15 protein-coding genes, 1 tRNA gene and 1 pseudogene are annotated in these 18,792 nt (G+C 38.4%); 6 read left to right on the top strand and 11 right to left on the bottom strand.

Going from position 1 to position 18,792, the window contains the following annotated elements; translation table 11 throughout:
• The first annotated feature begins 39 nt into the window (after positions 1–39).
• Positions 40–395 (top strand): annotated as a pseudogene (locus tag ACM0OY_RS27235) (four helix bundle protein).
• A gap of 14 nt (positions 396–409) precedes the next feature.
• On the opposite strand, the gene dndD reads toward ACM0OY_RS27235, so the two are convergent.
• From dndD to dndC, 3 genes are all read right to left on the bottom strand, one after another.
• A complete protein-coding gene (gene dndD / locus ACM0OY_RS27230) occupies positions 410–2,395 on the bottom strand; it encodes a DNA sulfur modification protein DndD (RefSeq protein ID WP_414571909.1) in 1,986 nt (661 codons plus the stop codon).
• A 121-nt stretch (positions 2,396–2,516) separates the two neighbouring features.
• On the bottom strand, positions 2,517–2,936 hold the full coding sequence (gene tnpA / locus ACM0OY_RS27225) for an IS200/IS605 family transposase (protein WP_414571908.1): 420 nt from the start codon (positions 2,934–2,936) through the stop codon (positions 2,517–2,519).
• A gap of 84 nt (positions 2,937–3,020) precedes the next feature.
• Positions 3,021–4,724 (bottom strand): DNA phosphorothioation system sulfurtransferase DndC, encoded by a 1,704-nt coding sequence (gene dndC, locus ACM0OY_RS27220; RefSeq protein WP_414571907.1) that lies wholly within the window; start codon positions 4,722–4,724, stop codon positions 3,021–3,023.
• 234 nt (positions 4,725–4,958) lie between these two features.
• On the opposite strand from dndC, the gene ACM0OY_RS27215 reads away from it, so the two are divergent.
• The 3 genes from ACM0OY_RS27215 (at position 4,959) to ACM0OY_RS27205 (ending at position 9,192) form a co-directional block, all read left to right on the top strand.
• On the top strand, positions 4,959–6,557 hold the full coding sequence (locus ACM0OY_RS27215; RefSeq protein ID WP_414571906.1) for a DGQHR domain-containing protein: 1,599 nt from the start codon (positions 4,959–4,961) through the stop codon (positions 6,555–6,557).
• A 350-nt stretch (positions 6,558–6,907) separates the two neighbouring features.
• On the top strand, positions 6,908–8,251 hold the full coding sequence (locus ACM0OY_RS27210; RefSeq protein WP_414571905.1) for an ATP-binding protein: 1,344 nt from the start codon (positions 6,908–6,910) through the stop codon (positions 8,249–8,251).
• Positions 8,248–9,192 carry an O-methyltransferase gene (locus ACM0OY_RS27205; RefSeq protein ID WP_414571904.1) on the top strand — a complete coding sequence of 315 codons (945 nt, stop codon included), beginning with the start codon at positions 8,248–8,250 and terminating at the stop codon, positions 9,190–9,192. Before ACM0OY_RS27210 ends, ACM0OY_RS27205 begins: the two co-directional genes overlap by 4 nt.
• A gap of 40 nt (positions 9,193–9,232) precedes the next feature.
• Here ACM0OY_RS27205 and ACM0OY_RS27200 read toward each other — a convergent pair whose 3' ends face one another.
• The 7 genes from ACM0OY_RS27200 to argF form a co-directional block, all read right to left on the bottom strand.
• Positions 9,233–9,700 (bottom strand): DNA phosphorothioation-associated protein 4, encoded by a 468-nt coding sequence (locus tag ACM0OY_RS27200; RefSeq protein ID WP_414571903.1) that lies wholly within the window; start codon positions 9,698–9,700, stop codon positions 9,233–9,235.
• Between the two features lie 93 nt (positions 9,701–9,793).
• A complete protein-coding gene (locus ACM0OY_RS27195) occupies positions 9,794–10,345 on the bottom strand; it encodes a Uma2 family endonuclease (RefSeq protein ID WP_414571902.1) in 552 nt (183 codons plus the stop codon).
• Positions 10,346–10,498: 153 nt separating this feature from the next.
• Positions 10,499–12,571, bottom strand: coding sequence for an AAA family ATPase (locus ACM0OY_RS27190; protein WP_414571901.1), 2,073 nt, complete (start codon positions 12,569–12,571; stop codon positions 10,499–10,501).
• Positions 12,568–12,741 carry a hypothetical protein gene (locus ACM0OY_RS27185; protein ID WP_167755996.1) on the bottom strand — a complete coding sequence of 58 codons (174 nt, stop codon included), beginning with the start codon at positions 12,739–12,741 and terminating at the stop codon, positions 12,568–12,570. The genes ACM0OY_RS27190 and ACM0OY_RS27185 overlap by 4 nt, the downstream gene beginning before the upstream one ends.
• Positions 12,742–13,049: 308 nt before the next feature.
• The gene (locus ACM0OY_RS27180) at positions 13,050–14,531 is read right to left on the bottom strand and encodes a DNA phosphorothioation system restriction enzyme (RefSeq protein WP_414571900.1); all 1,482 of its coding nucleotides are present in this window, start codon (positions 14,529–14,531) and stop codon (positions 13,050–13,052) included.
• A 153-nt stretch (positions 14,532–14,684) separates the two neighbouring features.
• The gene (gene lexA, locus ACM0OY_RS27175; protein ID WP_414571899.1) at positions 14,685–15,290 is read right to left on the bottom strand and encodes a transcriptional repressor LexA; all 606 of its coding nucleotides are present in this window, start codon (positions 15,288–15,290) and stop codon (positions 14,685–14,687) included.
• A gap of 252 nt (positions 15,291–15,542) precedes the next feature.
• A complete protein-coding gene (gene argF, locus ACM0OY_RS27170) occupies positions 15,543–16,463 on the bottom strand; it encodes an ornithine carbamoyltransferase (RefSeq protein WP_414571898.1) in 921 nt (306 codons plus the stop codon).
• A gap of 437 nt (positions 16,464–16,900) precedes the next feature.
• Here argF and ACM0OY_RS27165 point away from each other — a divergent pair.
• Positions 16,901–16,972, top strand: a tRNA-Thr gene (locus ACM0OY_RS27165).
• Between the two features lie 115 nt (positions 16,973–17,087).
• Positions 17,088–17,240: a hypothetical protein gene (locus tag ACM0OY_RS27160; protein WP_414571897.1), complete on the top strand. Its 153-nt coding sequence runs from the start codon at positions 17,088–17,090 to the stop codon at positions 17,238–17,240.
• 14 nt (positions 17,241–17,254) lie between these two features.
• On the opposite strand, the gene ACM0OY_RS27155 is transcribed toward ACM0OY_RS27160, so the two are convergent.
• Positions 17,255–18,703, bottom strand: coding sequence for a protein kinase domain-containing protein (locus ACM0OY_RS27155; RefSeq protein WP_414571896.1), 1,449 nt, complete (start codon positions 18,701–18,703; stop codon positions 17,255–17,257).
• Positions 18,704–18,792 lie beyond the last annotated feature (89 nt).

Raw genomic sequence — 18,792 nt, 5'->3', positions numbered from 1 at the left:
GATGTGGGAAGTATAGATATTATGATTTAAAAGAGAAATATGGTAACTAATAGTAGCATTACTGACCGAACAAGAAGTTTTGCAGTAAGAATTGTTAAAGCTTGTTGTTTTTTAGATGAAAACCTGGAGTTTATCGAATCCTCTCTAAACAATTACTTCGTTCTGGTACTTCGATTGGTGCAAATGTTAGAGAAGCACAGTCTGCCCAATCTAATAAAGATTTTATCAATAAATTAGAAATTGCTTTGAAAGAAGCAAGAGAAACACAATACTGGTTAGAAATATTAATTGAATCCGAACTAGTAGATAGACACAAATTTCAAGGACTCCTCCAAGAAGCAAACGAAATTGGCAAAATTCTAGTTGCCTCCACCAAACGCCTCAAAGCCAAATAATTACGAATTACGAATTACCAAAAGTAGCCTCGTTGTATAGTGGTTTGGCGGGTAGAGGAGTCGTATTTGAGGAGGTATTCGCGGGCGATCGCTTCATTTTCTCGCAGTGTTTCCACTTCTTTTTTGCCAATCTCAGTATCCGTAGATAGCAGAATAACTTGATGGCTAGCGGATGGAAAGTAACGTTCAACTAAGTTGTTGCGGTGAGAGGAGTCGAGTCTACCTAGCGGCGTATCGATTGCTACTGGGAGGCGGTGTCCAGAGACTTTGGCTAAACCCCATAAGAAGGCGATCGCAAGTAGTTGTTTTTCGCCAGCAGAGAGGCGATGTTTCGGGACTTGTTTACCATTTAAATCGTAAAGCAAAAGGCTAAAAGTCTTAGTATCAATGGTAATGCGATGCACTAAATCTGATTTGTGCAGGAGATAAAGGAAGCAATTTTTAACTTCTTCCTCTAATTTATTGAGTTTTCGCAGAGTTAATTTTTCCCGAAAAGTCTTGAGTGTTTCTTGAACTTTCGCTACTGAGGTAATAATATGTTCGCTATTTTTATGTTTAATATTTTCTACGGTATAATCATTTAATTCCTTTTTTGACTTGGCAATAACAGTTTCTAATTCAGCTAAACGACGGCGGATTGTTTCATAATTTGCTTTAGCTTCAACAACTTGATTTTGTGCCGCTTCTACTGCTTGACGCAGCTTTGTATAATCTTCTGGTGCTGCTGCTGTTTGCACTTGTCTTTCTAGAGTATGAATTTCTTCTTCTTTATTTTTGAGAATAGCTAATTTCTCTTTTGCAGAAAGTTTAGAATTTTGTAAGTGATATATGAGATTATCTAGCTGACTTAAACTTTCATCATCAGCTAATAACCAAGGTTCTTCTATCTGGATAGTCTTGGCATATAAATTATCTACATCTTGAACTAGAAAAGATTGAATTTTTTCAACTTGTGTCGGGGAAATTTCCCCTTGATTTAGCCAAGCCAGTAAGCGCTGATCTCGCTCAATTAACAAATCTTTAGAAATTTGCACCTGTTGATGGCGAAATTCTTTTTCACCCTGTGTTTGCACCTGATTAAGCAAGTTTGGAATTAATGCCAGAGGTAAAACATCAGCCGCAAATTCACACATCGACTGACGTACTTGCTCAATTTCCGCAGTTTTTGTATTTTGTTGTAGTTCTAATTGATTGCGTTCTGCTGCAATCTTCCCGCCTTCAGAAATAAATTTATCAAAGGCTTCTTGCTGCTTTTTTTCTAATTCTTCTACCTGATTTTTGAAAATTTCTAATTTTTCTCCTGTTGTCTGATAATCTTCTTGTTGTTGGGTTAACCTAGTTTCAATTTCTTCTAGATTGGCTAAATCTTTACTATTACCAACTTCTTTCAGTTTGCGATTAACTAAGATATCTAAATCAACTGCTAAACGATCTGCTAACTCTAAACCTAAAAGTCCGCGAATTGCGTCTACTACAACTGGTGGTGGTGTTTCCTGTTCTGCAAGTTCTTTAACTTGTTCGCCATCAAAGAGAAATAAGTTAGAAATACCTAATGGCAGGAGATTTTCAATATATTCATCCCAGATATTAACTAAAGCATCAGGCCATGTATCACTGTCACCTAAAATACCTAATGTATCTTTACCGTCTTTAGGATTTTTTGTCCAACTACGGACAACACGATATTTTATTGGTTTATCGTTTTCAATATGTTCAAAAAGTAATTCAATACGGGTATCTGCAACTGGGTCTATTTTGTTGTTAACACATTGGTTGAGAAAATCGCTGTAACTTAAATTTCCACGGGTAGAACATTGGGCGCGGGGGCCATAAAGGGCGAGACGAATGGCATCCATAAGGGTAGTTTTTCCGCCGCCATTCATACCGCCTAAGAGAATAATTGGGTGTGAGTTTTCCTCATCAATTTTTGGGTTAAGGTTGATTACCTGTTTTCCACTGTAGGGGCCAAAGTTTTGTAATACGAGTTCAAGAAATATCATTTATTTTTAAGCAAGGTTTTTAAGATACTGGGCGAATGGAATTCGCGGTTACACAGGCAAAGTCCACCTTTCCTTCGGAACGCTACGCGAACGTGGACTAAATTCGTACATAATTTTTGGGTTATTTGGGAGTTAGTTCCCAGGTGGAAATGATTGATTTTTGGCTATGGTGATTGGGTTGCTTTCTGATGTAATTGGCTATATTATCAATAGCATCGTGACTAACTGTAAAAGCTCCATAGCTACCTTGCCATTTAAAAAACTCACCTGGCTTGATTTCGTCGGTGATGAAATGGGAAGAACTTCCTTTAATTTGTTTAATCAATTCAGAGATACTGATGGTTGGTGGAAAACCCGTTAGCAGATGGATATGATCTTCAATACCACCGATCGCAATTACGGTATACTTTAACTGTTCAGATTCCCGAATAATTGCCCCGTAAACTTCCTTCTGAATATCAGGCGTAATTATAGGCAATCTATCCCAGGTTGCCCAAACATAATGCACATACAATTGTGTAAAACTAAAACTTGCTCTCATTTCTGTTCAACCCACGAAGGTGGGTTTCGTCTGTGTAGCCGCGAATTCTATTCGCCCGGTATCTTATAAACTTCGATTAGCCTTCTATTCTTCCGAATTTCCCTTTTTAAATTTCATACTTGCCCAAGTTACTTGTTCATCAGTTTCACCTTCATCTACTTCATTGATTGCTGGAACATCGCCCAAAGTCATCTGCTTGACTTTTGCAACATCACCTTGACTAACTGCTTCGCTTAATTCGCGTTTCAAACGAGCATTTTTAATCGCATCTTCTGGAGAACGGGAACTCGTATTAAAGCATTTTTCTAGGGTTTCATATATTCCCACACGACGAGTCTTTTTACGATACTGGCGTTCTGTGTCTAACAATTTCGCCATGAGTTCCAAGTGCATTGCGTCACCTTCACAGATTTCTTCTAATACTATCCATTCATCACGACCTAGTAAACTATAGTCAGCACCAGGGCGGGGGTCTTGAAATTCTTCACCAGTCACTTCTTGATAAATCCGGGGTAAGCTATCATCAAATTCGTGTTTTTCTTCTAGCCAAATGCGGCGGATTTCGCTCATTTCTTCTAGAGTAATTAGGGTGATGTCGCGCATATTTTCTGGCGCTGTACGACGGGTTTTTGTTTGCGCTTCTAATAATCGTCTAAGCCAATGTTCCCGCCAATATTTGGTATATGGGCCATGAATTGGCTCAATAGATACTTCACCATCGACATGACGTTCAAAAAGTTGGACTTCTCCCCAGATGCGACGGAAGTCTCTTTTATCGCGGTCATCTCTATTATCTAATTCATTGCGAATATCCAATAGAGGCTGCATCCATTCTTTTTCTTCATCATTTTGAATCATTGCCTCCATTGATTTATCCTTACTAACAATTGTGCAAACCCAACAGCCAAATCGAGAATCACCACAGCTAGCAGTCGAAGTATCAACAACTAGTGGACATTCATTATCTGCTGTAGCACCTCGATACATAGTGAACAAATCTTTGTTGCTATATCCCCAAGGGTTTTGCCATTGATTTAAGTAAATCCAAACTTCATCAGTACGCCAATCTTCAATAGGGCTATAAATTAAAGAATTAGGTAAGCTTGCACTATGGTAAAGCAGAGATGTTGGTGAACTTGAATCAGAAATAAGACGATCTTTTAGACTACCTGCTTGATGTTTTTCCATTGAGATAGCGCGTTTAATACTTTCAGCCTTGCGCGTACCTAAAATAAGAATAACTTCCCCATTTACTCTAATTACATCACGGATAAAGTGGTTAGAAGGATGAATTTTCAAACGGTCTGTACACCAGCGGAATTTTCCTCGCGGTGTTGGATAACCTTTACCAATCAAGCTTACCCAGAATGTCTCTTTAATTTCTGGTTGTAATAAATGGGGTTCAATGGGCATTTTCTGTTCTTTAGCAGTAACCCTCATTTTTTCTAAGGATTTGCGTACCCAAACAGAGACTACAGGGTTTTCTACCAGTGTGTCAGTTGTAATAACATGAATAGTCTTTTTTCGTTTTTCAACTGGTAGTGCTGCGATCGCATTCCAGATAAGCTGTAAAGTGGCAGTACTATCTTTACCACCGGAATAGCCTACTACCCAAGGTATCTGGTCTAAACAATACAATTCTTGAATTTCAGTGGTGAGAGCTTGGATATAGTCCACTAACTCTGCTACAGTACGTGTTTGCTGACCTGTCTTGAAAAATTGCTCCTCTTGGGGAGACCCCAAGACCGCATTTTTCGCTTTATTTTCTGGTTGTTGTGCTGTAGTCATTTCTCCTTCTCTCTGGAAACACTGGCGTAATATTCGGGCGAATAGAATTCGCGTCTACATAGACAAAACCCACCTCCGCAGGTTTAATGTAATATCCGGGCGAATAGAATTCGCGGCTACACAGGCAAAACCCAGCGACCTGGGTTGAAGAAAAGTTTTTAAAAACTTTACTACTAATATCGAATTTTTTGGATAATTAAACGACATAATCTTATTGTGTTTTTAAAATTTAACATGAAAGACAGTGCATCCGACCCAACTGCTGACATCGCTAGAGAATACCTGGAACGAGAAAACAAGGAAAAGCAGGTACTAGCTTTACTCCTAGAGAAGTTTTTAGGGAAAAAAGATCAGATTCTTGTTCAAAAAACCGAGATGGGTGGTACTGAGGCTTATGTTAGCTCTGTTACACTGGAATGGTTTGCAGGTCGGGTTCACTTCGCCTCTGGCTTACCTCTGTTTCAGAAAAAGTATAATCCTGAAACTGATAATGTCGAAATTGACGCAGATAGTATTGATGAAATTCAGCAGCGTCCCCTTGATTGGTCACGTCAAGCGCCACTGGTGCAGTATTTGGCGGCTCGACACAATCATAAATTTCCGCCAGTGCTGGTAGTAATTAATCAACCGTGGGTGGATAATCCCAAAGCTGCTGAGTGGGATAGTGAAGGACGCGCCACCAAGTCTACTACTGATTTCGTCCCCTTAGATAAAGACGCTAAAGTAGGTCTGCTAAATATTTCTGAGGATGATGTAACTATTTATGCACTAGATGGTCAACACCGATTAATGGGTGTACAGGGGTTGATGGAGTTAATTAAAACTCGTAAACTCCAGCGCTATAAAAAAGATAAAGGTGCTGATGACAGTTTTATTACAGTCAATGATTTGATAGAAAAGTACCAAGTAGACCTTGCTTACTTGCAAAATTTACCCAAGGAGAAAATTGGTATTGAGTTCATCTGTGCGGTAGCGGTTGGGGAAACTCGCACCGAGGCAAGGCGGAGGGTGAGGTCGATTTTTGTTCATGTCAACCTGATGGCTGCACCCTTGACTAAAGGTCAGCTAACACAGTTGAATGAAGATGATGGTTTTGCGATCGTTGCTAGAAAAATTGCAGTTACACATCCACTATTAGAACAACGACAAGAGCGCAATCCCCGTGTTAATTGGAATAGTGCAACAGTAGCTTCAAATTCTACGGTTTTGACGACTTTGCAAGCTCTCCAAGATATGTCTGAGCGATATTTGGGTCAAAAGTTCCCTCACTGGAAACCCTTGGAGAAAGGTCTAATTCCCATGCGTCCAGAGGATGAAGAACTTGAGCAGGGAATTGAGGAATTTAAAAAGCTATTTGATTCTTTGGCTAGTCTTTCTAGTTATAAAATTTTAGAACACGAGGATACCCCAGCTTTACGGCGCTTCAGCTTTGAGAAAGATGGAGGTGAAGGAAATATGCTTTTCCGTCCAGTTGCTCAAGTTGCATTAGCGCAAGCTTTGGGAATTTTGGTTTTTAAAAAAGGTTTTTCCCTCGCAGATATTTTTAAGAAACTGCGGAAGTTTGACCAGCAAGGTGGTTTTAGTGGTGTGGAATATCCCCAATCTCTCTGGTATGGGGTTTTGTATGACCCAAATAAAAAGCGAGTGCAGGTTGCTGGACGAGATTTGGCGGCGAAGTTATTGGTTTATATTCTGGGTGGAATTCAGGAACAGATGGAACGTGCTGAACTTCGTAAGTCTTTGGCGGATGCTAGGACTGTGGAAGATAAAACTATAGGTTTTGATGGCAAGTTTGTTGAACCAAAAGCGGTAGGACTTCCACCTATCCTGTAATTACTAATCTTGAATCCTTAAGTCAACTCGGACAAAACTTTTTCATTGCTTCCTTTGTACTTAATTACTTTTGTAACAATAGTTTAAATAACATTAATTTGGAATTCGATTGGTAATATTTACAATATAAATATTACCAATCGACAATAATAAGGATATATGTTATGGTTGATTTATTTTATTGTTATATTTTATGTGAAATAAATAATTAAATTCTAAAAAATTTGAGTTTATTAAAAACTGTTTCCTCGAAGAAATCAATAGTATCTAGTTAACAGTTTATCCTCCTCAAACAGCAAGAAAATTAGCATTCCTAACAGGTTAAATTACTATTTAAATAAAGGAAATATATGTCTGATCAGACTGATATAGAGCGACGAATAGTAGCATCTCCTACAAAAGAGTTTTTTATCTATATGCTAGTAAAAGATTTAGATTTAACTCGTGCAATCTCGGATCTTGTAGATAATTGCATTGATGGAGCTAAGAGACTAAGAAAAGATAATAACTATAATGGCTTAGAAGTTTATATTGAAGCATCTGAACAACATTTTAAAATTAGTGATAACTGTGGTGGTATTCCAGTAGAAGTTGCAAGAAAGTATGCATTTCGTTTTGGCAGGGCAGATGGCACGCCTAGTACTGAATATTCTATTGGGCGATTTGGTGTAGGGATGAAAAGAGCGCTTTTTAAAATAGGAAAAACTTTTAGCATAGAGTCTATCGCTGAAAGCTCTCGATTTATTGTCAAACAGAATGTTGAAGAATGGGCTCATAATAAAGATGATTGGGACTTCCATTTCAACGAACTTCAAGAAAATTTTACTCCCACTACAGAACATCATTTGGGAACAGTAATAGAAGTCAGAGACCTTTATCCAGGTATAGCTGAAGAATTTGCATTAGCCAATTATCAAACACGCTTGAGTAATGAACTTACAGCAGATCACCAAATGAGTATAGAGCAAGGATTAAAAATATATTTAAATGGAATTTCCCTAAAATCTTCTCCTCTCCATCTCTTAGTTTCAGATAAAATTACTCCAGCATATAGTAATAGAGAAATCAAAGAAGAAGAGGAGATTGTTGCTGTTAAAATATATGCCGGTCTTGCTGAACCTGAACCAAGTAAAGCAGGTTGGCATATTTTCTGTAATGAAAGACTAATTCTTAAGGCAGACCAATCTCGTACAACTGGTTGGGGTAGAGAAGCGGGAAATCCAAACTACCATAATGACTATGCCAGGTTTAGAGGGTTTGCATTTTTTAATTCTACTCAACCTAATCTTCTTCCTTGGAATACTACTAAAAGTGATGTTGATTCAGACTTACCGCTCTATAGGTCAGTACGCTTGGAAATGATTAATATTATGAAACCAGTAATTCATGTATTAAGGGAAAATTCCAAAGATAAAAGGAAGCTAGAAGATGAAGATAAAACACCTTTAGAGAAAATTATTGAAGAAGCTGATTTTTGTTTGCTAAGTTCTATTACACATGAAAGTCCATTTAGTATATCGCCTCCTGAACTAGAATTATTACCTACTGAACAAGAGGCAATGAAAAATATTCAATATTCTAAGCCTGAATCAGAAGTTATTAAAGTTCAAAAATTACTGGAGGCAAAAACGCTTAGGGAAGTGGGAGAAAAAACATTTGATTACTTTATTAAAATGGAGTGTGATGAAGAGTGAGCGGAAGCTACAAAGATATTAATTACGCTATTCGACCAGCGAAGAGTATAGAGAGAAAAATGCTGTGTGAAACATTTCGTCGTCTCTCTGTAATTTGTCCAGTCGAAAAGTATCGTTACATTGGATTTGGTTCGGCGTACTTTTCTGACTTCTATCTCTTTCATAAAGCACTAAATTTCTATTCCATGCATAGCATTGAGAGAGATACTAACAATAGTAAACGTTTCGAGTTTAACTGTCCATTCAAATGTATCCAAATTCATTTTGGTGAATCAAACGTAATTTTACCCACGCTAGAATGGAACAATCTAAGTACTATAGTATGGTTAGATTATGATGGAAACTTGAATCAAAATGTTCTTGCAGATATTAAGACAGTTTGTTCAAATGTTAGCCCTGGAAGTGTAATTATTATTTCAGTTAACGCTCATCCTTCTGGAGAAGCAAGTACACGCCTTGATACCTTAAAAAAGTCAGTTGGAGAAGAAAGAGTTTCCCCATCTATATTTGAGAAATATTTAGCTCAATGGGGAACTGCAAAAGTTTTAAGAAGTATTATTAATAATGAGATTCAGGAAACACTTACTGATCGAAATGGTGGATTACAAAAGCCTGCTAAGATTACATATCAACAGTTATTAAATTTTCATTATGCTGATGGTGCAAAAATGTTAACAGTAGGAGGTATACTATATAGCCAAGAACAAAAGGATAAGGTTGATAATTGTTATTTTGATCAGCTACCATTTATCAGGACTCAAGAAGAAGAATATTTAATTAAAGTTCCTAATCTTACCTATCGTGAATTACGTTATCTAGATACTCAACTTCCAGTTAATGATATTTCAACAGTTACTTTACCTGGTGTATCTTCAAAAGATATTGAAAATTACTCTAATATTTATCGTTACTTCCCAATGTTTGCGGAAACTGACGTTTAAAACAAGATCATTTTCATATTAAAAAAATTTTAACCTCTTTTTATAAAAAGCTACGTAAATCAAATTCTTGCTTCTCAGATGGATAACCATCTCTTTCTAAACTAAGGAAGAGTAATATTCTCTCTGAGTAGTCAACAGAACCCCGTAACTCATTTTGTAAAATTTCCAGTCCTGCGTTAGCATACTCTTCAAATATTTGAGTACGTTTATCTTCATCTTGTTCTTCTCTAGATGAAAGTATGTTGATATCTTTAGTTTCATTGATTCCTAATAATTTAATGATTAGGTCATATCCCAATGAAGCAAAATTTTCTTGTGGAATTGGAGATGGTTCTCTTTTTGTAGTTTCTCCCAAAGGAACGCGCTTTTTATTTTTAACGCCCAATGCTGCGGCAAACACCATTACTTCTACATAAGTCTGAAAAGGCCCAGTTGTGTCTTTTGATGCGACTAGAGATTTCACTAACTCAGCCTTATCTTTAGCAACCCTGATTCTATTTGCAGCCATTGTTTTAATATTTACATTGTTGCTATTTTAACCGAAAGTTGGAAGTGATAGTAATTATTAGCGCATTATTTTATACTAGTATGTGGGCGATCGCTAAACAAATAAATTATCCACTAACATAGTCCATCCTGGTACTGCGGGTTCAGCTTCAGCTACCTCATCACGGCGATAAACTTGCGGTTTTTCAGGATTACCAGCACGATATACTCTGATAACTTCCTCTTTAAGTACATCCACATCCCAAACTACCAAAGTACCAGCCGCAAAATAATCACGGCGTTTGCTAGCCATATCTTTCTCTGCTGTCTCGCCATAATCATTTTCACTTCTTACCTCAGCAGCAAACACAGGCGCACCATTAAGAAACTTCCCACCTGTAGGTTTGCTAGTATAAAATGCAGCATCAGGACTTAAAGAACGACGATGAGGGAGATTGACAATAAAACCGACATTATCAGGTAAAGCATAGCCGCTTTTTGTTAGACGTTCATAATCCCGTAAACTTGCATAAATTTCACCACCTGCACGTCCTGGTAAAAATCCAGTTGGAGACATTAGTACCAATTTTCCATTGACAATCTCTGCCTTACAATTGTCTGGTAATTCGTACAAATCTTCAATAGTTGCTTCAGTTTTAATACTCATATCTTCTCTTCTCTCTGCGCCTCTGCGTGAAATTTAAATTTCCATTTCAGATATTCCTGTGGAGACATATAATTTCTGTCTGGATTCGCCACCATCACCTCATTCCTTTTCTCAACTGTAACTAAAAAAACCTCCGCGCCTCTGCATGAGTAATTACCCGTCTCGTTCAACCGCGATAATTTCCGTATACTCAAACTCGTTCGGACTTTGTTTCACCAAAGGATATCTTTCCCCACCCAACTCAATATAATCTTGTTCGCAATCTGGCTTAGAAGAATAATACGTAAGCACATATTCTCTCCCAATTCTGTCTGTCATTTCTGCTTCTACTTCACCCCGCCATTGAGTCTTAGTAACTAAAACTATCAACTGATTCGCTAATTGGGGAATTGTCTTCGCAATGTGTCGCCGCGAATTCTCATCCAAACTTCCAAACGGCGAATCCATCACAATTGGGAAAGTACTACTATCGGGAATCATCATCATTTTTCGTTTTTCACTCCATTCCCGCACTTTGTCAATGATGCTGGCTATAAAAGATAAACTGAGAATTTGATTCTCCCCGGTAGATGCTGCAACTGGTGCTTCCACCCCTGTAGTATTTTCTACTAATGTCAGTTCATATTTATCGCTAATTTTAGGAATATAGGGAGTTACAGAAATTTCTGTGAATATCTCCTGCACTCGCTTTTCTAATTGCAGACGAAATTGTTGTTCTTGACGATTTCTAACTTCTGTTAATCGTTCGATTGCATCTTGAGTGGCATTAATTCGTCGCTGTGCTAAAGTTTGCTTATCTTCATTCAGCTTTTGTTTGGCGATTTGTTTGTTTAAACCTTCAATTTCAGTTGTAAGTTGAGCAATTTGCTGCTGATTTGCACCCTGTTCTCGATTTAATTCATCAATTTTACTTTCAATTTCATCTAATCTTTTTTGCAAACTGCTAATTTCTTCATTAGCATCTTTTCGCAACCGTTCTTGAATATTATCTAAATCGCCTTCAATTTGAGATATACTTTGCCTTAATTGATTAATTCTAGTTTGTTCTCTATCAACTTCTTCCCAAAATCCTATCGCTTGCTTATCAATTTCATCTACTTGTGCGCTCATCCGAATTGCAGTTTCTTCCACCGCCGAGGAACCAGCTTTATTTAACCAAGTACTCACATGAGTATGAGAATGATTACCCTCGTGTAACTCTGCACCACAAATGCAGCGTTGAGAATTGAGTAAATCATTCACAAATTCCCGCGAAATTCCTGAGGTTAACTCGCCACGCTGCTTTAAATCATTGATAATCCCTCGGAACTGCGATGTAGTTTCTGACAGTAAAACCGTATAACCCCGTGCGGAGATAACTTTCTTCAGCGCTTCCTTGGTTTTTTTATATTCTTCTTGATTCGCTGCTTTCTGTGATTCTAAATCCTGCCATCTTTCTTGCAATTCCTTAGCAGCACTCAGTTCTCGTAAACGACTACTTGTCTCTTTTTTGAAAGTTTGTTGATATTCTAACTCTTCTTTAATTTCAGTTTGCCGTTTGGTAATGCCTTCACGTTCTCGTTCTATCTTTTCTTGCTGTCGTAATAGCTGTTTAGTTTCAGAATCACCAATAGCTTTTAACTCATTTTCTAGAGTTTTTTTAGCATCTCCCAAATGTCTGATAGAACGGTTGATTACTTCCACACCCAAGAAAATTTTTGTAGCTTCAGCAATTTCAGCTTTTTTATCAGAACGGACTATTTCTTCAATTCTTTCGCCGTCAAAGAAAAAATATTGATGTAAACTAGCGGGTAAAATTTGATTAATTATATCGTCTGGTTGCTGAATTGGTATATTCCATTTGCCATCATCCGCACCAACCCACATGGTTAATTGAGTTTTACCAGCGTCAAAATCACCTTCGTTTTTATAACCCCGACAGGTGCGTTTCACTCGATAGCGTTTACCTTCATGTTCCCAGCCAATCTCTACCCAACATTCTACAGCTTGGCCTTTTTGAGTTTCTGCGATCGCTCTTTTATTCACCAACTGCTCTATCGATGCAAAGGCCGCACTAAATTTATCATACAATACCCACGTAAAGGCATTCAGTAAACTAGTTTTTCCAGAGCCATTATTGCCATGAATAATTGTCGTATTCTGAGCATCTCCCCCAGCGATGAGCATCTCTGGTGTCGTACCATAAAAGGAGCGAAAGTTACAGAGCTTGATTGAAGTCAGCTTCATCGCACCTCTTCCTTAATAATGTCCAAAATATTATCATTTATATGGCTGTTAATCTTCTTATCTAGCCTGCCTTTTTCCAGCTTCCATACACGCTCAATAATTCGCCGTACTTCTGGTGGTGCGCTGTTTATTGGCTCCTGCACATCATCGATATTCGCCTCTTGTGACATATCGGATTTTGAAATATAGTTTCTCTATATTTTAACTTTCTCTAGTGCTGGAATTGCCTCAGTAAAGCCACTGTTAGCATTATCTTTAAAATCCTAATTTTATTTGAAAAAATACTTTATTGTTTAATTGTTTTCTGTTATTATATATTTTAAATAATCTAGATCATAATGGGATGTAAGTAAAATTTTTAAAGGTGCTGACATCCCATTATGATCAAACTCATAATTTTATTGTTTCATACTTAATACTTCTTTTTTCATAACTCGAAAAATTTTACAAAAAAATACAACTATTCCCTAATTCATCATCAAATATCTAATAAACCATATCGTTTTTGTAAATCCAGTAATTTCATTCTGGCTTCACCAGCGTTATCAGCCAAATCAGCAAACTCCACAAACCGACGTAACTCCTTTTTTAACAGATTGCGTTCAACTTCTATGGTTTCTCTATCTAAATCTGGCGGCAAAACAATCATGTCAAATATAGTTGCACGTTCTTTCGCAGGATGAGGGCGTAAAACTCGCCCCCGTCGTTGGATAAACTGACGAGGATTACCAGAACTTGATAAAATCACCGCAGTTTTAATTGCTGGAATATCAACACCTTCATCTAAACAACGAATTGCTACTAAACCTTGCAATTCTCCACTTTCAAATTGATGACGTAATATTTCTCTTTCTTCTAAAGAAGTTTGAGCCGTATAGGTGCTTACCTTATATCCCAAATCTACTCCCAAAATTTTAGCAACAGCTTTGAGTTGGCGTAGCGATGAACGTTGTCCCGCCTCTTGGGAACCATCACTACAATAAAAAAGAGTGTGGCTAGTTTCGCGGCGAGTTGACATTAAATCGCGCAAAGCATTTAATTTATTTTCCGCTGCACCAATTAACCTTGCCCTTTGCATCAATAACGGCTTTAAATCTTCATTATCTTCAAAATCTCCTGCTTGTCCATTTTCTCGTTCTCTATATAGTAGCGATCGCCCAATTCTTTTAGTTAACTTTAAATAGGCAATACTTTCTGCTTCAGTTAACTCCACCAACACAGGATAATACAGATAATGTACCAAAGCACCACAGGCGATCGCATCCCTTAAAGTGAACTCTGGCTGAAGAACTGGGCCAAAATAATCAAATAAAGATTGCGTACCCAAATCATCAAAATACCTTTCCGGCGTGGCAGATAAAGCTAATCTCAATCCCACGCGGCGCGGCAAACTTTCTTCTAACTTGGGTGCGCCTAAATTATGTGCTTCATCTCCAATAATTAAAGTTTTGGCGGGAAAATATTTGAGTTGAGATTGAAACCCATCTCCAATTAAAGTGGAGTTCGTAGTGATAACGGTGACAAACCGTTGAGAACCAGAACGCAGATTATAAATTTGCGTGGAAAGTTGACTTTGCCAAGTGCGTAAATTCTCAAAGGCTAAAATCGGTTGCAAATTAAATTTTTCACATTCTCGCGCCCATTGGGTGACAAGATGACGGTAGGGACACACCACCAACAGCACTTGTAAATTAATCTGCTGATATAATTCACAAGCGATCGCTAATGCCGTAATAGTTTTACCACTACCAGTAGCCATTTTGAGCGTCCCTCTACCATTATTAGCAAACCAGCTGGCGATCGCTTCTTGCTGATATTGCCGTAATTGCAAAGATGGAGGTCTTCTTGGACATCCTGGTAATGGTTGCGATGTTTGATAACTGCCCTTACTTTCCCTCGCAAATGGTACTTTTAATCGGAAAGTGGGCAGTTGGCGCACTGGATTTGCCGTCAGGTACATAAAATGTTAAGCACAAATGTGGTGATGAACCTTAATTATTGGACATTGGGAGTGTTGACTGTTGACTGTTGACTGAGGAGTTATTATTCTCCCTGTGCCTACCCATCTCCCTCATCTTCCCCAGTCCCCAGTCCCCAGTCCCCATTTCCCAATTCAGTTGTACCCCCGCCAAACACCAATCAGCGAACCCTGCACCTGCACTTGCATAGCGCTGACTTCAATGGGATTGTACTTAGAATTTGCTGGTTTGAGAGTAACGCGATCGCCTTGACGATAAAAACGTTTTAATGTTGTACCGAATCCATCAACTCTCGCGGCGACGATAGTGCCATTTTTCAAATGATTTGGTTCTGCTACTGGACGCAAGAATACCACATCGCCATCAGCAATTAAATCTTCAATCATGCTATCGCCAGCTACTCGCAAAGCGTAGGTTTGGGGAGGTAACGAGAAATTAGAAAAGTCTAAATGATCTACAGCATCAGTAAATGGTTCTATTAAACCACCAGCAGCGATGGTACCCAAAATTGGTATGCCTTGTTTAACAGAACGCAAAATCCGAATCGTTCTTGCTTGGCCTTCAGTCCATTCTATATATCCTTTTGTACGTAAATGTTCTAAACGACTTTGAATTGGTGCTGGTGACTTCAAATTCATCGCTTGCATCATTTGGCGAATTGAAGGCGAATGTTGATGCGTTCGGATATATTCTGCCAACCATTCGTAAAGTTCTTGTTGAGCTTCTGTTAGACGTTCCATAAAGAAAGCGGGAAGTAATTATAAATGTCTCTAGAACATTAGTACTACAAAAAACTCCCCATAGGCAATAGAAAAGTAAAAATATTAAAGGCAAAAGTAAGAATATTTTTCTTTTCTTTCACCTATTTATTCTTGATTTTTTCCGAATAACTCGTCAAGAGTCAGCCGCACGTCGCAATTCTGACTCTTATATTTTGTACAGACGCGATTAATTGCTATTTTGTACAGACGCGATTAATCGCGTCTCTTCCTTCATTCTGCCCCTAAGATACTAGCAAGCAAAGCTTTTTGGGCGTGGAGGCGATTTTCTGCCTGTTCCCAAACTCGTGATTGAGAACCCTCAATAACTGCTTCAGTAATTTCTTCACCACGATGGGCTGGTAAGCAGTGTAAAACAATTGCCTCTGGCTCAGCAAGGCTCAATAGCTGCTCGGAAATTTGGTAAGGTTGGAAGATAGGCAGACGGTTATCCGCTTCTGCTTCTTGTCCCATACTTGCCCAAACATCAGTATAAAGTACAGCACTTCCTTTGGCAGCTAATTCTGGGTCATGAGTGAGTAAGACTTCGGTTTTATGATTAGCGATCGCTCTTGCTTGTTCTACAATTTTAGAATCTGGTTCATATCCGCTAGGAGTGGCAATTCTGACATTCATTCCCACCAAAGCACAGCCCAACATCAGAGAATTAGCGACATTATTTCCATCACCCACATAGGTCAAAGTTAACCCAGCAAGGGTGCCAAAAGCTTCTTGAATCGTCAATAAATCCGCTAATATCTGACAGGGATGTTCTGCATCGGTAAGCGCATTAATCACCGGAATCTTCGCATAGTTAGCAAAAGTTTCCAAATCTTGCTGTGCAAAAGTGCGAATTGCCAAAATATCCAGATATCTATCTAAGACTCGCGCCGTATCCTGCAAAGGTTCCCCGCGACTAACTTGAGTGACATTGGGGTTAAGATCGATTACCTGTCCACCAAGTTGATACATCGCCACAGTAAAACTTACCCGCGTGCGAGTAGAAGCTTTAGAGAACAACAACCCTAAGACTTTATTACACTGCAACTTCAGCTGTTTGCTTTTAAGTTGAGTTGCCAATTGCAGAAGTTCTTGAAGTTCTGTTGGACTGATGTCCGCCAGACTTAATAAATCTCGTCCGTTCAACGCTGCCATGCTTGTGATGTGTAAAGAACAATTATATAATTCTGTTTCTTTACCCAGCCGTGTCAAAAAAGTACAATTTTAGAACTGTACCAGATATTTTGGCGTCCAGCCCAGGATTTGAGTTAGCTTTTGCTATGAATATTAATTTACCAACTTTATTTGTAATTACAATCACTGATTTTGGGGATCGTCGCATTTGCAAGGCGTATTCAAGCATCTATGCTTGGAAAAACCGCGATATTGCCAAAATATCAGATTTTCTAGACTAATTTGCGATCAAAGCAGTCATCACGGAAGAATCACACAACCAAATATCAAAAAGGTTTTCCCCTACTCCCCATTTTCTAGTATAGATATTTTTTAGCGATCGCTCTAGACAAATACATTCATTATGGTACAATTAGAAATTGTGGTTGCTCATTGAGAGCAATGCATACAGAAAACTTGCCAGCATAGCACAGTGGTAGTGCATCCGACTTGTAATCGGAAGGTCGTCGGTTCAAATCCGACTGCTGGCTTTAACGAAAAACCCCTATTTTCAGGGTTGTTGTACAGTGACTAATTATTTGTCGTCGGTGACAAATTAATGTCCCAGAAACTACTAACCCTTTTTAGAGAATTAGTCACTAATTAATGTCATCTAATATAGAATCAATCACTTTTGTAGGCTTTAATCAATATGATGATATCAAGCCAGCAGTGGGATTTGTTTTCAACCCTCCCAATGATTGGGAGGATGGTTGTAGCTTTAAGTCAATATTTGAGTACGATCCTTTTGCCCCGTAATCCTCAATTCTGTTTCACTTTATTTCCTTAAAAGACACTTTAGCCATTGGTGCATTTAAGTCTTTACTAGCAAAGGCGCAATATGCTTCTGGATTGATTTGTCCGTAATTTTTGAGAAACTTAATACAATTGGGACGGTCTTTAAAGGTGGCTATATAAACTATAAATAAATTTTTTTTCTCTAATAAATTAGGGTAATCTGGTATCCAAAACACTCCTGATTGGCTAATTCCTTGGGATTGTAAAATTTTCACTTGCTTGATGGCAGCTTGCAGATTTGGCAAACTAGAATTTGCTACGAAATAAAAAGAATTAGGTAAATTAGCAGCGTTTGTAATTGGTGATTCTCGGATTGTCCCTATTTGATAATTTGCCGCTCCAGGTGGAAGAGACAAGGAAGAATTTTCTCCAACTTGTGTTTTTGGAATTAGGGAAGATGTGGCTCCTTGATATGTCCCAGATTGGGGAGAGTTTGCTAACAAAAGACCAATAATCACGCACCCACCGATTAATCCACCGCCAATTAAAGTGCTACCAATAAAAATAGCATTTTGTTTACTACTTTGAGGCGCTGGCAAGCGGATCACAGAATTACTCAAAGCAGAGAGTTGACTATACATCGGTACTTTTGGTGCAGCTGAATTGGCGATGTTTTGCAAAGCATCCAGCATTTCTTTAGCACTTGAATAGCGCTCCCTAACATCAAATTGAGTTGCTTTTTTTAAAACTTCCATCAAATTGGGACTGATGGCATCTCGATTCCAAATATGCTCTCCAGTATAAGAATCTGTCATCAATTCGTGGGGCAATTTCCCCATCAATAAGAAAATAGCTGTTAGCGCCAAGCTATACAAGTCACTGCCAAAAACTGGACGCCCTGCTGCTTGCTCGCTAGGCATAAAACCTGGTGTACCAATAATAATTGAATTACTAACAGTGCCTTCTGAATGCATCACTGTTGCCATTGTTTCGCGCACTGCACCAAAATCAATTAAAATTGGTTTGCCATCAGATGAACGCAGAATAATATTGTCTGGTTTAATATCGCGGTGAATAATGCCTTTGCTATGTACAAAGTCCAGCAGTTTCAACAGACTGATTAAAATGGGAATTACTTCACTTTCGCTAAAACAACCGTTTTGTTTTACTTGTTGGTTTAAGGTTTGTCCAGAAATCCATTCTTGTACGAGGTAGAATTGCCCATCTGCTTGAAAGTAGGCGTAAAGAGTGGGAATTTGATTGCTAGCTCCTCCCAGATCTTCTAAAATAGCGGCTTCTCTTTGAAATCGCCTTTGTACCAACTGGTAAACTTCTGGGTTGTCGGTAACTGGTTTGAGTTGCTTAATTACACAACGTCGTCCCGAAGGCATTTGGGTATCTTCGGCTAAGAATGTTTCGCAAAATCCACCAGTTCCAAGTACGCTAATAATGCGATAGCGATCGCTCAAAAGTGTTGATATCATTACGTTTTCTTGACTTAGGTTTGTTTGGAAGCACTCTTTAGAATTAACAATATACAAATGCCCGTTTCAAAAACTTTGGCAGTGCATAC

This window comes from Nostoc sp. CCY 9925, assembly GCF_963920935.1.
Classification (GTDB): Bacteria; Cyanobacteriota; Cyanobacteriia; order Cyanobacteriales; family Nostocaceae; genus Nostoc.
The sequence above is the reverse complement of the archived record's forward strand: the minus strand, read 5'-3'. Positions and strand labels throughout refer to the sequence as shown.

What these genes read in the sequence shown, in the direction of transcription:
- argF (WP_414571898.1), bottom strand. Translation starts at nt 16,463, where the DNA reads ATGGCAGCGTTGAACGGACGAGATTTATTAAGTCTGGCGGACATCAGT.
- ACM0OY_RS27215 (WP_414571906.1), top strand. Translation starts at nt 4,959, where the DNA reads ATGAAAGACAGTGCATCCGACCCAACTGCTGACATCGCTAGAGAATAC.
- ACM0OY_RS27160 (WP_414571897.1), top strand. Translation starts at nt 17,088, where the DNA reads ATGTCATCTAATATAGAATCAATCACTTTTGTAGGCTTTAATCAATAT.
- tnpA (WP_414571908.1), bottom strand. Translation starts at nt 2,936, where the DNA reads ATGAGAGCAAGTTTTAGTTTTACACAATTGTATGTGCATTATGTTTGG.
- ACM0OY_RS27200 (WP_414571903.1), bottom strand. Translation starts at nt 9,700, where the DNA reads ATGGCTGCAAATAGAATCAGGGTTGCTAAAGATAAGGCTGAGTTAGTG.
- ACM0OY_RS27190 (WP_414571901.1), bottom strand. Translation starts at nt 12,571, where the DNA reads ATGAAGCTGACTTCAATCAAGCTCTGTAACTTTCGCTCCTTTTATGGT.
- lexA (WP_414571899.1), bottom strand. Translation starts at nt 15,290, where the DNA reads ATGGAACGTCTAACAGAAGCTCAACAAGAACTTTACGAATGGTTGGCA.
- ACM0OY_RS27155 (WP_414571896.1), bottom strand. Translation starts at nt 18,703, where the DNA reads ATGATATCAACACTTTTGAGCGATCGCTATCGCATTATTAGCGTACTT.
- ACM0OY_RS27180 (WP_414571900.1), bottom strand. Translation starts at nt 14,531, where the DNA reads ATGTACCTGACGGCAAATCCAGTGCGCCAACTGCCCACTTTCCGATTA.
- ACM0OY_RS27195 (WP_414571902.1), bottom strand. Translation starts at nt 10,345, where the DNA reads ATGAGTATTAAAACTGAAGCAACTATTGAAGATTTGTACGAATTACCA.
- dndC (WP_414571907.1), bottom strand. Translation starts at nt 4,724, where the DNA reads ATGACTACAGCACAACAACCAGAAAATAAAGCGAAAAATGCGGTCTTG.
- ACM0OY_RS27185 (WP_167755996.1), bottom strand. Translation starts at nt 12,741, where the DNA reads ATGTCACAAGAGGCGAATATCGATGATGTGCAGGAGCCAATAAACAGC.
- dndD (WP_414571909.1), bottom strand. Translation starts at nt 2,395, where the DNA reads ATGATATTTCTTGAACTCGTATTACAAAACTTTGGCCCCTACAGTGGA.
- ACM0OY_RS27210 (WP_414571905.1), top strand. Translation starts at nt 6,908, where the DNA reads ATGTCTGATCAGACTGATATAGAGCGACGAATAGTAGCATCTCCTACA.